The sequence below is a fragment of the Streptomyces sp. NPDC048255 genome (genome assembly GCF_040652415.1).
Taxonomy (GTDB): Bacteria; Actinomycetota; Actinomycetes; order Streptomycetales; family Streptomycetaceae; genus Streptomyces.
Window position 1 is genome coordinate 97,798 of sequence record NZ_JBEZMA010000016.1, and the last position, 12,477, is coordinate 110,274.

12 protein-coding genes are annotated in these 12,477 nt (G+C 71.0%); 7 read left to right on the forward strand and 5 right to left on the reverse strand.

Going from position 1 to position 12,477, the window contains the following annotated elements:
• The first annotated feature begins 25 nt into the window (after positions 1-25).
• From AB0D94_RS15930 to AB0D94_RS15940, 3 genes are all read left to right on the forward strand, one after another.
• Positions 26-985, forward strand: a complete 960-nt coding sequence (locus AB0D94_RS15930) for a LysR family transcriptional regulator (protein ID WP_362051552.1) — start codon at positions 26-28, stop codon at positions 983-985.
• An 896-nt stretch (positions 986-1,881) separates the two neighbouring features.
• Complete coding sequence (locus AB0D94_RS15935; protein ID WP_362051554.1) at positions 1,882-2,790, forward strand: DUF4097 family beta strand repeat-containing protein; 909 nt, start codon at positions 1,882-1,884, stop codon at positions 2,788-2,790.
• Between the two features lies 1 nt (position 2,791).
• Positions 2,792-3,688 carry a helix-turn-helix transcriptional regulator gene (locus tag AB0D94_RS15940; RefSeq protein WP_362051556.1) on the forward strand — a complete coding sequence of 299 codons (897 nt, stop codon included), beginning with the start codon at positions 2,792-2,794 and terminating at the stop codon, positions 3,686-3,688.
• Between the two features lie 22 nt (positions 3,689-3,710).
• On the opposite strand, the gene AB0D94_RS15945 is transcribed toward AB0D94_RS15940, so the two are convergent.
• From AB0D94_RS15945 to AB0D94_RS15960, 4 genes are all read right to left on the reverse strand, one after another.
• Positions 3,711-4,283 (reverse strand): Clp protease N-terminal domain-containing protein, encoded by a 573-nt coding sequence (locus tag AB0D94_RS15945; protein ID WP_362051558.1) that lies wholly within the window; start codon positions 4,281-4,283, stop codon positions 3,711-3,713.
• On the reverse strand, positions 4,283-4,492 hold the full coding sequence (locus tag AB0D94_RS15950) for a helix-turn-helix domain-containing protein (protein WP_266934314.1): 210 nt from the start codon (positions 4,490-4,492) through the stop codon (positions 4,283-4,285). Before AB0D94_RS15950 ends, AB0D94_RS15945 begins: the two co-directional genes overlap by 1 nt.
• 73 nt (positions 4,493-4,565) lie before the next feature.
• Positions 4,566-5,528, reverse strand: a complete 963-nt coding sequence (locus AB0D94_RS15955; RefSeq protein WP_362051561.1) for a zinc-binding dehydrogenase — start codon at positions 5,526-5,528, stop codon at positions 4,566-4,568.
• Positions 5,529-5,758: 230 nt separating this feature from the next.
• On the reverse strand, positions 5,759-6,961 hold the full coding sequence (locus AB0D94_RS15960; RefSeq protein WP_362051563.1) for an NADP-dependent malic enzyme: 1,203 nt from the start codon (positions 6,959-6,961) through the stop codon (positions 5,759-5,761).
• A gap of 523 nt (positions 6,962-7,484) precedes the next feature.
• Between AB0D94_RS15960 and AB0D94_RS15965 the strand changes: the two genes are divergently transcribed.
• From AB0D94_RS15965 to AB0D94_RS15980, 4 genes are all read left to right on the forward strand, one after another.
• Entirely contained in the window at positions 7,485-8,444 is a 960-nt protein-coding gene (locus tag AB0D94_RS15965) for an ABC transporter substrate-binding protein (protein ID WP_362051565.1), read from the forward strand.
• Between the two features lie 110 nt (positions 8,445-8,554).
• Positions 8,555-9,424, forward strand: a complete 870-nt coding sequence (locus AB0D94_RS15970; RefSeq protein WP_266938699.1) for an amino acid ABC transporter permease — start codon at positions 8,555-8,557, stop codon at positions 9,422-9,424.
• Complete coding sequence (locus tag AB0D94_RS15975; RefSeq protein WP_362051567.1) at positions 9,424-10,188, forward strand: amino acid ABC transporter ATP-binding protein; 765 nt, start codon at positions 9,424-9,426, stop codon at positions 10,186-10,188. Before AB0D94_RS15970 ends, AB0D94_RS15975 begins: the two co-directional genes overlap by 1 nt.
• Before the next feature lie 204 nt (positions 10,189-10,392).
• A complete protein-coding gene (locus AB0D94_RS15980; protein WP_362051569.1) occupies positions 10,393-11,676 on the forward strand; it encodes a transposase in 1,284 nt (427 codons plus the stop codon).
• 31 nt (positions 11,677-11,707) lie between these two features.
• Here the strand turns inward: AB0D94_RS15980 and AB0D94_RS15985 are convergent, their stop codons facing one another.
• Positions 11,708-12,472, reverse strand: a complete 765-nt coding sequence (locus AB0D94_RS15985; RefSeq protein ID WP_362051571.1) for a class I SAM-dependent methyltransferase — start codon at positions 12,470-12,472, stop codon at positions 11,708-11,710.
• Positions 12,473-12,477 lie beyond the last annotated feature (5 nt).

Sequence of the window (12,477 nt, forward strand, 5' to 3'; positions counted from 1 at the left end):
GCCTGGACCCCCCTACTCTCGGGACATGGAGCTCGAGGTGAGGCACCTGCGCGCACTGTGCGCCATCGCTGATGCCGGCAGCCTGCACAAGGCGGCCCGGCAGCTCGGCGTGAGCCAGCCCTCCCTGACGACCCAGCTGCGCCGGATCGAACGGGCCCTGGACGGCGAGCTGTTCCTGCGTGAGCGCACCGGCTGCCGCCCCACTCCGTTCGGCCGCACGGTACTGGGCCGGGCCCGCCCGCTGCTCGCCGAGATGGCCGCACTGGTCGCGGAGGCCCGGGCGCTGGCCCGCGGGCCGCGGCTGCGCATCGGGTCCACGGCCAGCCGGGCGTTACCCGGCTGGTTGCGCAGGCTGCACCGGCGGTTGCCGGACACCGAGACCTCGCTGGTGGTGGACGTTTCGGCCAACGCCCTGCTGAGGATGGTGGATTCGGGGCAGCTGGACGTGGCGTTCGTGCACGAGGTGGAGGGCAGTCCGCTACGGGTGCCAGCCGGGCTGCAACTGCACGTGCTGATGGAGCGGGAGCCGCAGTTCGTGTCGATGGCCCGGGACCATCCGGCGGCCCGGCGGCCGGTGGTGGAGTTACAGGACCTCGCCGCCGACCGGTGGACCGTGGACCCCTCGGTGGACGGCGAATGGGACGGCCTGCGGCGGATCTTCGCCGGGGCCGGGCTCGACCCGCCCGTGCTGCACGCCGATTACCACACGGCGACCTCGTTGATCGTCTCGGGCGAGGCGGTGGCGCCGTGCCAGCCCACCTCCGGGCCGCGGGACGACATGGCCATCCGGCCGCTGTCGGGTGACCCGCTGGCGGTGCGGCTGCTGCTGGCGACCCGGCCGGGCGCGCACGCGGAGGTCTACGAGGACCTCCGCGCGGCCTACCGCGAGGCGGCCCTGCGTACGCCGCCGTACCGGGCCTGGCTCCTGCACCATGCGAGCCCGCTGCTGAATCCGGAGCCGGGGGTGGAGGCGGAGGCGGCCTGACGGCCTGCGGCCGGGCTCGGCGGGTGGGTCTGGGCCCCCGCCGCTTCCCCTGCGGGGGGCTCGGCGGGTGCGGCGCCGTTGCTGGGGCTCTGCCCCAGGCCCCGCGCCTCAATCGCCGGCGGGGCTGGGTTTGGCGTCGGGTGTGGGCCGGGGCCGCGGCTTCCCCTGCGGGGGCTTGGCCGGGTGTGGCGTCGTTGCTGGGGCTCTGTCCCAGGGCCCGCGCCTCAATCGCCGGCGGGGCTGGGTTGGGCGTCGGGTGTGGGCCGGGGCCGCCGCTTCCCCTGCGGGGGCTTGGCGGGTGCGGCCTCGGCTGCGCCGTGCTTACCGGGTGTGGGCCGGGGCCGCTCCGGAGCGTCTCCTCGGCTCGCGCACTTAGCCCCGGCTGCGAAAGCGTTGCCTGGGTTGCGCGCTCGTCCTGCGGGGACTCTCCTGCGCGTCCCCGTCCCACGCCTGGGCTTCGGACGCTAGGCCTGGCGGTTGTCCGGGAACTCGTGGTGGAGGGGAGTGGTGCCGCGCAGGGCTGTCCCCGCAGGACGAGCGCGCAACCCGGGCCGAGGGGGCGTAGCGGGGGCTCAGTGCGCGAGCCGAGGAGACAGCCCGGAGGGGCACCGCGGACCGACCCCACCGACCAGGCCCCGCCGAAGCCAAATAGAGCCTCGCCGGCGTTTGAGGCGCGGGGTCTGGGGCGGAGCCCCAGGGGCCGGGGCGCAGCCGAACCAGGACCGCCGAGCCGCCCGCAGGGCACCGGCGCAGCCGGACCAGGACCGCCGAGCCGCCCGCAGGGCCCCGGCGTAGCCTTGACTTCGGTCAGCCGCGATATATCGTGTTGGTCAGAAGACGCGATATGTTGCGTGCGTCGAGGCCCGGTCCGTGAACGCACGAGGAGGATCAGAACCATGGCAGAGCAGATGACGTGGTCGGTCGCCGAACCGCAGAAGCTCACCTTCGAGGAGCCGGTGACCGAGCTCCGGGTCCGCCTCGTCAGCGGCACGGTGAATGTCGTCGCCGCCGAGGACGGCCCCGCCCGCCTGGAGGTCACCGGGGTCGACGGACCGCCCCTGCACGTGGTGCAGGAGGGCGGCGTCCTCACCGTGTCCTACGAGGACCTGCCCTGGAACGGTTCCCAGAACTTCAAGCAGTGGCTCGAGGGCAAGCCGTGGAAGGCCTGGTCCGGCTCCGCCTCGGGGCGCAAGGCCTGGGAGCGCAGCGCGTCCGTGACCTTCACCGTTCCGGCCGCCACCAGCGTCCAGGTGGCCGCGGTCGACGCCACGTCCTTCGTCTCCGGCATCTCCGGCGGCACCGACGTCAACGGGGTCTCCGGCGACGCCACCCTGGTCGCGCTCTCCGGCAGGGTCAAGGCGCACACCGTGTCCGGCAGCGTCGAGGCCCAGTCCGTCACCGGCGACTTCGGCTTCCACTCGGTGTCCGGCGGTCTGACGGTGGTCGACGGTGCGGGGGTGAGCGTACGGGCCGACTCGGTCAGCGGTGACATGCTCATCGACCTGGACCTCGACCCGGCCGCCTCGCGCCCGGTGGACATCGCGCTGAACTCCATCTCCGGTCAGGTCGCCATCCGGCTGCCGCATCCGGCCGACGCCCGCGTGGAGGCCAACACGGCCACCGGCGGCGTCTCCAACGCCTTCGAGGACCTGCGGGTCTCCGGACAGCTGGGCGCCAAGCGGATCACCGGCACGCTCGGTTCCGGCACGGGGACCCTGCGGGCCACCACCGTCTCGGGGGCGATCGCGCTGCTGCGCCGCCCGGCCGTGGACACCCCCCTGACGCTCGACAAGAAGGTGATCTGACATGCCGCCCGTCTTCGCCCACGGCCGCCTGCGCCTCTACCTCCTCAAGCTTCTGGACGAGGCCCCGCGCCACGGGTACGAGGTGATACGGCTGCTGGAGGAGCGCTTCCAGGGCCTGTACGCGCCCTCCGCGGGCACCGTGTACCCGCGGCTGTCCAAGCTGGAGGCCGAGGGCCTGGTCACGCACGCCAGCGAGGGCGGGCGCAAGGTGTACTCGATCACCGACGCCGGCCGCGCCGAACTGGCCGACCGCGGCGGTGAACTCGCCGACCTGGAGCTGGAGATCCGCGACTCCGTCTCCGAACTGGCCGCCGAGATCCGCGACGACGTCCGGGGGGCCGCGGGTGACCTGCGGCGCGAGATGCGGGCGGCGGCCTCCGCGTCGGCGGCCCACGTCGAGGACGAGTCCTGGAAGGCGGCCAAGGAGGAGCTGCGCAAGGCCAAGCAGGAGTGGAAGGAGCAGGCGCGGCGGGCGAAGGACGAGAGCCGCCGGGCCCGCGAGGAGGCCCAGCAGGCCCGCCGCCAGGCCAAGGAGGCCCAGGAGCGGGCCCGCGAGGAGGTCCAGCGCATCGCGGGGCAGCTCCAGGAGCAGTTCGCGAAGTCGGGCGGCGTCCTCGGCAGCCTGGCCGGAGCCTGGCTCGGCGGCAGCCCGGCCGCAACCCCCTCCGCCCCGTCCGGCACGTCGGCCCCGTCCGGGAATGCGGCGGCGGACCGGTGGGCCGCGGACCTGACGCCCACCGGCGACCCGGTCCGTGACCTGGACCGCCTGCTGGACCGCTTCCGCGACGAGGCACGGGACGCGGCCCGCGACCACGGGGTCACCCCGGCCCAACTGGACGAGGCCCGCGCCGGTCTCGCGGCCGCCGCCGCCCGGCTGGCCACGACCCTCCGGGCGTAGGGCCGGGGCCCGGCCGGCCGCTTCAGGCCGCCAGGCCCGCCTCCACCGAGGTGTAGGTGACGCCGTGGTCCGTCAGGACCTCGGCGGCCGGGCCGGGGCGGGAGAGCAGGGCGAGGAGCAGGTGCAGGGTGCCGATGTGGCGCTCTTTGCGGCCCAGGGCGATGCGCAGGGACTGCTCCAGGATCTTCTTCGCGCCCTGCGTGAAGGGGACGTGGTGGCTGCCGGAGCGGTCGTCGGCCCCGCCGCGGCCCAGGGCCGAGCGGAGTGAGGTGCCCAGGGTGCGCCTGCGTGGCGCCGGGGCCGCCAGGGCGCCTTCGCCGTGGGTCTCCTCGACGCGGGAGACGATCTCGGTGAGGTCGATGCCGAGTCCGGCCAGGGCTTCCTGGTCGGCCCGGGACATCCCGCCCCGGCGGCGGGCCTCCGCGAGGTCGGCGGCCACGGCGGCGCGGTCCACGCCCAGGGGGTCCAGCGCGCCGAGGGCCAGCAGGGCGAGCAGCAGGTGTTCCTCGGTGACCGTGGCCGCGCCGGAGCGGTGGGCCTCGGCCACCGCGCCCGTCACGGTGGCCCGGGCGTCGCGGGTGAAGCGTTCGAACATCAAAGCCTCCCGTACTTCTTGTGCACGGCCTGCCGGCTGACGCCCAGCTCGGCCGCGATCTCCTGCCAGGACCAGCCCTGGGCGCGGGCGCTGCGCACCTGTACGGCCTCCAGTTGCTCCAGCAGCTTCCGGAGGGCGACTACGGCACGCAGGCCCACGCGCGGGTCACGGTCGCCGGCCCGCTCGGCGAGATCGGTGGCATCGGTCATGCCTGTCAATGTAGGTTGACAAGGGAGGCGCGTCAACCTGTATTGACAACTGACCCCGGGACACCCGGACGGCCTACGGGGTGAGGACGATCTTCCCGAAGAGGTCGCCCGACGCGAGCTTCTCGAACCCCTCGCGCGCCCGGTCCAGCGGCAGGACCTCGTCGATCACCGGCCGCAGGCCCGTGGTCGCGCAGAACGACAGCAGGTCCTCCAGCTCCTCCTTCGAGCCCATCGTGGAGCCGACCACCTTGAGCTCCAGGAAGAAGATCCGGGTCAGCTCGGCGTGCGCCGGGCGGTCGCCGCTGGTCGCGCCGGAGATCACCAGCGTGCCGCCGGGGCGCAGGGACTTCACCGAGTGGGACCAGGTGGCCGCGCCGACCGTCTCGATCACCGCGTCCACCCGCTGCGGCAGCCGCGCGCCCGGCTCGAACGCGTCCACCGCGCCCAGTTCCACGGCCCGCTTGCGCTTGGCCTCGTCCCGGCTGGTGGCGTAGACCCGCAGGCCCGCCGCCCGGCCGAGGGCGATCGCGGCGGTCGCGACCCCGCCGCCGGCGCCCTGTACGAGGACGGAGTCCCCGGGCCGGACCCCGGCGTTGGTGAACAGCATCCGGTACGCCGTCAGCCAGGCGGTGGGCAGGCAGGCGGCCTCCTCGAAGGTCAGCTCGGCGGGCTTGCGCAGGACGTTCCAGGCGGGGACGCTCACCTGCTCGGCGAAGGTCCCCTGGTACCGCTCGGTCAGGATCGAGCGCGGCTCGTCCGGACCCACCCCGTGGCCGCTCTGGCCGATCACGGAATGCAGGACGACCTCGTTGCCGTCCTGGTCGGTCCCGGCGGCGTCGCAGCCGAGGATCATCGGGAGCTTGTCCTCGCCGAGGCCCACCCCGCGCAGGGACCACAGGTCGTGGTGGTTGAGGGAGGCGGCCTTGACGTTCACGGTCACCCAGCCGGGGCGGGCCTCCGGGGCCGGGCGGTCGCCCAGCTCAAGGCCGTTCAGCGGCTGGTCACGGTCGATTCGGGCGGCGTAGGCAGCGAACATGCGGCGACGCTACCGCTCGGTAGGTCAGGGTTCCAGCCCTTCCCGTGACCGCGTGGGTGAGGCCTTCGTCGCACCGGGCCGGGCGGGCCGGCTCCGTCGGACGGAGTCCGGCGCGGCGGCGGGCGGCCGGCGGGACCCGCCGGGCCGCACCGCGCGGGCGCCGCGGCAACGACAGGGGCCCGGCCGGATTGCTCCGGCCGGGCCCCTGCCCGTACAGCTCAGCGCGGTGCTCAGCCCAGGCGGGCCACGCCGTCGGCCTTCGCGGCGGCGGCGACCGCCGAGGCGACGGCCTCGGCCACGCGCTCGTCGAACGGCGACGGGATCACGTAGTCGGCGGCGAGCTCGTCACCCACGACACCGGCGATGGCGTCGGCGGCGGCGATCTTCATGCCTTCGGTGATCCGGGTGGCGCGCACCTTGAGGGCGCCCGCGAAGATGCCCGGGAACGCCAGCACGTTGTTGATCTGGTTCGGGAAGTCCGAACGGCCCGTGGCCACGACCGCCGCGTACTTGTGCGCGACGTCCGGGTGGACCTCCGGGTTCGGGTTGGCCATGGCGAAGACGAAGGCGTCCTTCGCCATCGAGGCCACCGCCGCCTCGGGGACCGTACCGCCGGAGACGCCGATGAAGACGTCCGCGCCGGAGAGCGCCTGCTCCAGGGAGCCGGTCTGCCCCGTCTTGTTGGTCAGGCCCGCGATCTCCGCCTTGACGTCCGTCAGGTCGGAGCGGTCGGCCGAGACGACGCCCTTGCGGTCGGTGACGCAGACGTCGCCGATGCCCGCGTCCACCAGGATCTTGGCGATCGCGATGCCCGCTGCGCCCGCACCCGAGATCACGGCCCGCAGGTCGCCGAGGGTGCGACCGGTGAGCTTCGCCGCGTTGCGCAGCGCGGCCAGCGTCACGATGGCCGTGCCGTGCTGGTCGTCGTGGAAGATCGGGATGTCCAGCGCCTCCTGGAGGCGGCGCTCGATCTCGAAGCAGCGGGGGGCGGAGATGTCCTCCAGGTTCACCCCGCCGAAGGACGGCGCCAGACGGATGACCGTCTCGACGATCTCGTCCGTGTCCTTGGTCGCGAGCGCGATCGGAACCGCGTCCACGCCGCCGAACTGCTTGAACAGAATTGCCTTGCCCTCCATCACGGGGAGGGAGGCTTCGGGACCGATGTCACCGAGTCCGAGCACGGCCGTGCCGTCGGTGACGACGGCGACCACGTTGGACTTCCAGGTGTACTCGTTCACCAGCTCCGGCTGCTCGGCGATGGCGCTGCACACCTTCGCCACACCGGGTGTGTACGCCAGGGACAGGTCGTCCTTGTTGTTGACCGGCACCGTGGCCTGAATGGCCATCTTGCCGCCCCGGTGCAGCGCGAACACCGCGTCCGGGTTGTTGTCCGTCGCGCTGTCGCTGCGAGGGTTGACGATCTCCGCTGCCACTTTGTGTGACCCCTTAGGTCCTTTGATCATTGAGGGTGGCCACTCCTGGTTAAGGGGTGGGCGGGCACCGCGTCCGTACTCCACTTCGACGGTTGGACCGTCTCCGCGGAGGGGAGGTTCGTACGCGCGGGCGCGCCGCACGCGCGCCCTGAGCCCCGGATGAGGGGTGTAAGGATCTGTTCTACCCGAAGAACACTCACCCAGACGAGTCGATTCCTGCTCGACCATAGGGTGCTTGTCCTGGTTTTGGCTAAAAGTCCAAACCTCGTTGTCCGATGGGCGAGACGCGCCGCAAATCATGCGCCGAAAGTGCCAGGTCACGGCGTTTTGTGCGGCTCCGATGGCCCTTGCCCGCAGTCCTGTTGGCTAGCCGGGGGTGTCCGTTATCTGATTTTGACCTGATGGGCAGCCTGAATGCGCCAGTCCGAATGGCAAGATGCCGTAATCACACAAGGTCGCGACACTCGATGGTGCGTGCCCGACCGTTTTTCGGTGCTTTTCCACCAGCCGGAGGAACCAGCTCATGACCGCAAGCATCACCCGTCGTACGACCGCCGCTCGGTCCCGGATCGCCGCGGTCGGCGCGATCGCGGTCGCCGGCGCCCTGATCCTCACCGGCTGTGGAGACCAGACGGACAAGGCCTCCACCGCCCCCTCGGGTACGGCCGACAGCAGCGCCCCGCTCTTCTCCAAGCTCCCGAAGAAGATCCAGGACGCCGGCGTCATCAAGGTCGGCACGGACGCCACCTACGCGCCGATGGAGTTCACCGAGGGCGGCAAGATCGTCGGTGTCGACCCCGACATCGCCGCGGCCCTGAGCAAGCAGCTGGGTGTGCAGTTCAAGTTCGAGTCCGGCACCTTCGACACCCTGATCGGCAGCATGCAGACGGGCCGCAGCGACCTGGTCATGTCCTCGCTCACCGACACCAAGGCCCGTCAGGAGGGCCTGGACGACAAGGGCGCCAAGACGGGCGCCGGCGTCGACTTCGTCGACTACTTCTCCTCCTCCACCGGCATCCTCGTCAAGAAGGGGAACCCGGACGGCATCAAGACCCTCGACGACCTGTGCGGCAAGAAGGTCGCCGTCCAGCGCGGCACCACGTACGAGACGTCCGCCAAGGACCAGTCCGAGAAGTGCAAGACGGAGGGCAAGGGCGAGATCAGCATCGAGTCCTTCCCGACCGACGCCGAGGCCCAGACCCGCGTGAAGGCCGGCGGCGCCGTCGCCGACCTGAACGACTCCCCGGTCGCCGCGTACATCGCGCAGACCGCCGGCGGCGGCAACGACTTCGAGGCCATCGCCAACCCGACCGACGCCGGCCTCTTCGGCATCGCGGTGGACAAGAAGAACACCGAGCTGCGCGACGCGCTCAAGGAAGCCCTCGACGCGGTCATCAAGGACGGCACGTACAAGGCCGCCCTGGACAAGTGGAACGCGGGCTCCGGCGCCGTGACCGAGGCCAAGATCAACGCAGGTTCCTGACCTCCGCGCAGACCGCAGCACACTGAAGGGCAGTCACTGTGACTGACAAGCTCGACAAGGCCCCGGACCCGGCGGACACCCCGCCGGGCGGGGCCGTCCCCCCCGAGGCGATCCGCGCCATCCCGGTCCGCCACTACGGCCGCTGGATCAGCGCCGTGGTCGTGATCGGCCTGGTCGTGGCGCTCGCGATCGCCTTCTCACAGGGCAACGTGCGCTGGGCGACCGTCCCGGAGAAGCTGTTCGACCCCACCATCATCCGTGGTGTCGGCAACACGATCTGGATCAGCGTCGCCTCGATGGCCCTGGGCCTGGTGCTCGGTGTCCTCTTCGCCGTGATGCGCCTCTCGAAGAACCCGGTGACCAGCACCATCGCCTGGTTCTACATCTGGCTCTTCCGCGGCACCCCGGTGTACGTGCAGCTCCTCATCTGGTTCAACCTCGCCCTGATCTTCCCGGTCCTGAACCTCGGGTTCTACAAGGACGAGATGACCCAGGTCATGACGCCGTTCCTGGCCGCCCTGCTGGGCCTCGGCCTGAACGAGGGCGCGTACATGGCGGAGATCGTCCGGGCCGGCATCCAGTCGGTCGACGAAGGCCAGACCGAGGCCTCGCACGCGCTCGGCATGACCCGGATGCAGACCATGCGCCGCGTCGTGCTGCCGCAGGCCATGCGGGTCATCGTGCCGCCGTCGGGCAACGAGTTCATCAACATGCTCAAGACCTCGTCGCTCGTCGTCGCCGTGCAGTACTTCGACCTGCTGCGTGCGGCCCAGGACATCGCGTCCACGTCGTTCGCGGTGATGGAGATGTTCTTCGTCGCCTCGATCTGGTACCTCGCCCTGACCAGTGTGTTCAGCGTCGGCCAGTACTACCTGGAGCGCCGCTACGCCCGCGGTGCGCTCCGCTCGCTGCCGCCCACGCCGTTGCAGAAGATCAAGGCGAAACTGTCCAGCTTCTCTGACCGCAAGGCGGTGGCCTGATGACGACTGCCATGGTGAAGGCGGAGGGCGTCCACAAGTCCTACGGTGCGGCGCACATCCTCAAGGGCATCGACCTGGAGGTCGCCCCGCGTGAGGTCTTCTGCCTGGTCGGCCCGTCCGGCTCCGGCAAGTCGACCTTCCTGCGGTGCATCAACCACCTGGAGCAGGTCAACGCCGGACGGCTGTACGTCGACGGGAACCTCGTCGGCTACCGCCAGAAGGGCGACAAGCTCTACGAGCTGAAGGACAGCGAGGTCGCGGCCCAGCGCCGGGACATCGGCATGGTCTTCCAGCGCTTCAACCTCTTCCCGCACATGACGGCCATAGAGAACGTCATGGAAGCCCCGGTCATGGTCAAGGGCGAGTCCAAGGCGGTGGCGCGCGAGCGCGCCGTACGCCTCCTGGACCGGGTCGGCCTCGGCGACAAGGGCGGGAACTACCCCTCCCAGCTCTCCGGCGGCCAGCAGCAGCGCGTGGCCATCGCCCGCGCGCTCGCCATGGAGCCGAAGCTGATGCTCTTCGACGAGCCCACCTCGGCCCTCGACCCCGAGCTCGTCGGTGACGTCCTCGACGTCATGCGCGGCCTCGCCGAGGACGGCATGACCATGATCGTGGTCACGCACGAGATGGGCTTCGCCCGCGAGGTCGGCGACAACCTCGTCTTCATGGACGGAGGCGTGGTCGTCGAATCGGGCAACCCCCGCGACGTCCTCGGCAACCCCCAGCACGACCGGACGAAGGCATTCCTGTCCAAGGTGCTCTGACACCGGGCGGACGTGCGAAGGAGGGGCGGTACGGATTCCCGTACCGCCCCTTCGTCATGCCCCCACCAGGACTCCATGCCTTGAGATGCGCATAAGTGAACACTTCTCGCCATGGCTTCGTCGTGAAGGCTAAATGGGCAGACAACACCTGTCTTTTCCGGATCTGGGTCGTATCAGCCTTAGATCGTCAGCAGAATCAGGGGCGTGCGGGCAGACGCGGGGCGCAAATATCGTGCGTACCCCACCGGGGGGCAGGGCGAGGTCCTGACCAGGTGGGGGCATTCGGCACGTGCTCTGTGGAATGTGGCCCTGGAGCAGCGGGTGTACCTGTGGGAGCAGCGCCGGTACACGCTGCGGTCTGTTGAGCAGTGCAAGTACCTGACCGCCGCCCGTGCGGATCTTGACTGGATCGGTGATCTGCCGGCGCAGTCCGGGCAGCAGATCCTGCGTCAGCTGGACCGGGCGTACGACAACTTCTGGAACCCCGAGCATCCGGCTCGGTTTCCGTCACGGAAGAAGCGCGGGCATCGTCTGCCGGTCCCGTTTCCCGGGCAGGCGGTCGAGGTCCGCAAGGTGAACCGCAAGTGGGCCGAGGTGCGCCTGCCGAAGGTCGGCTGGCTGCGGTTCCGGCTCTCCCGCGCCATCGGTGGCACGATCCGTAACGCCACGGTGTCCCGGGACGGCAGCGGCTGGCACGTCTCCTTCGGTGTCCACACCGGGCGTAAGCCGGACGCGCCGAACGGGAAACCCGCCTGCGGGGTGGACTTCGGGGTCGCCGCGTCGGCGTTCGTCTCCACCGAGGCGACACCCCGCCTCATGCCCCCGTCACTGACCGCCAACGAGAAGAAGCGTCTCAAGGCGCTGGAGCAGCGCAAGGCCCGTCAGATCACCTACGCGAAGAAGCACCAGGGCGGGAAGTACAGCCGCCGCCTGCGCACGACGATCGCCCAGATCGCAAGGCTCACCACCCTGCGGGCCAACCGGCGCCGGGACTTCACGCACAAACTCACCACCGACCTCGCCAAAAACCACGGCCTGATCGGTATCGAGGACCTGCGCGTGAGGAACATGAGCAAGTCCGCGAAGGGAACCGCCGAGTCGCCGGGGAAGAACGTCCGGGCGAAGGCCGCGCTGAACCGGTCAATCCTCGACAACACCCCCGGGGAACGGCGGCGACAGCTTGAGTACAAGACCCGCATGTACGGGTCCGTACTTGTCGCCGTGCCGCCGTTCCACACCTCCCAGACCTGCGCCGCTTGCGGCCTGGTGGATCCTGAATCCCGTAAGGGATGCGGTCGGCTGTTCGCCTGCACCCGCTGCGAGCACGTAGATGACGCCGACCACAATGCCTCGGTGGAGATCGAGGCCCGAGCCCGCCGGACGGGTGGCTCGGATATCAACAGCACGCGCAGCATCCCCAGGGTGCGAGTCCCGGCCGTCGGCCGGAGGCGGATGCGTGAAGCTCCGAGGCCCGCGCACGCGAGCTGAAGGGAATCGCCCCTTCAGGGGGCGAGGATCGTCAATTCAGACCTAGGACCAGTGCGTCCGAGGGCGAGCGCCACACCGTGCGGGCCTCGGCGAACCCCGCGTCGAGGAGGGTGCGGGCGTGCCAGGCCTCGGGAGGGGTGTCGCCGTCGGCGTGCTCCCCGTAGATCTCGAAGCGCTCCGCGACCGCCTCGGCCAGCACCGGGTCCCCGGCGGCCACGGCCCACCACTCGCGCCAGTCCAGCACCCCCGCGGCCTTGGCCCGGTCCATCCCGGCGTGCCGGTGGGCGCGCTCGGCGGCGTCGATGCCCGGGGTGGCCGGGTCGGGCATGCGGTCGGCGTTCATGAACACCCCGCCCGGCCGGACCAGCGGAGCGAGCTGCCCGTACAGGACGGCCAGGTCCGCGCTGGGCAGCCAGTGCAGGGCGGTGGCGGTCAGCACGGCGTCGTAGGTGTCGTGGGGGAGGGCCGCGCGCCAGGCGGGGTCCTTGAGGTCGGCGGTCACGAAGGTGACCCGGTCGTCACCCGCGAAGTGGCCCCGGGCGACGGCCAGCAGCGCCGGGTCCAGGTCGACCCCCGTACTGGTGGCATCCGGGAACCGCTTGAGGACGCGGTCCGTAATACTTCCCGTACCGCACGCGAGATCCAGTACCCGGGGGGCGGGGCCGGCCAGCGCCTCGACCATGTCCAGCATCACCCGGAACCGCTCCTCGCGGTCGGGCATGTACCACTCCTGCTGGCGGTCCCAGCTGTCCTGCCACGCCTGCCAGTAGGCCGCTGTTTCCGTCGTATCCGCCATCACGA

Bases quoted from the DNA above. Each gene is read 5' to 3' on its own strand.
- AB0D94_RS15940 (WP_362051556.1), top strand. From the start codon at position 2,792: ATGCCGCCCGTCTTCGCCCACGGCCGCCTGCGCCTCTACCTCCTCAAG.
- AB0D94_RS15985 (WP_362051571.1), bottom strand. From the start codon at position 12,472: ATGGCGGATACGACGGAAACAGCGGCCTACTGGCAGGCGTGGCAGGAC.
- AB0D94_RS15945 (WP_362051558.1), bottom strand. From the start codon at position 4,283: ATGTTCGAACGCTTCACCCGCGACGCCCGGGCCACCGTGACGGGCGCG.
- AB0D94_RS15935 (WP_362051554.1), top strand. From the start codon at position 1,882: ATGGCAGAGCAGATGACGTGGTCGGTCGCCGAACCGCAGAAGCTCACC.
- AB0D94_RS15950 (WP_266934314.1), bottom strand. From the start codon at position 4,492: ATGACCGATGCCACCGATCTCGCCGAGCGGGCCGGCGACCGTGACCCG.
- AB0D94_RS15955 (WP_362051561.1), bottom strand. From the start codon at position 5,528: ATGTTCGCTGCCTACGCCGCCCGAATCGACCGTGACCAGCCGCTGAAC.
- AB0D94_RS15965 (WP_362051565.1), top strand. From the start codon at position 7,485: ATGACCGCAAGCATCACCCGTCGTACGACCGCCGCTCGGTCCCGGATC.
- AB0D94_RS15975 (WP_362051567.1), top strand. From the start codon at position 9,424: ATGACGACTGCCATGGTGAAGGCGGAGGGCGTCCACAAGTCCTACGGT.
- AB0D94_RS15930 (WP_362051552.1), top strand. From the start codon at position 26: ATGGAGCTCGAGGTGAGGCACCTGCGCGCACTGTGCGCCATCGCTGAT.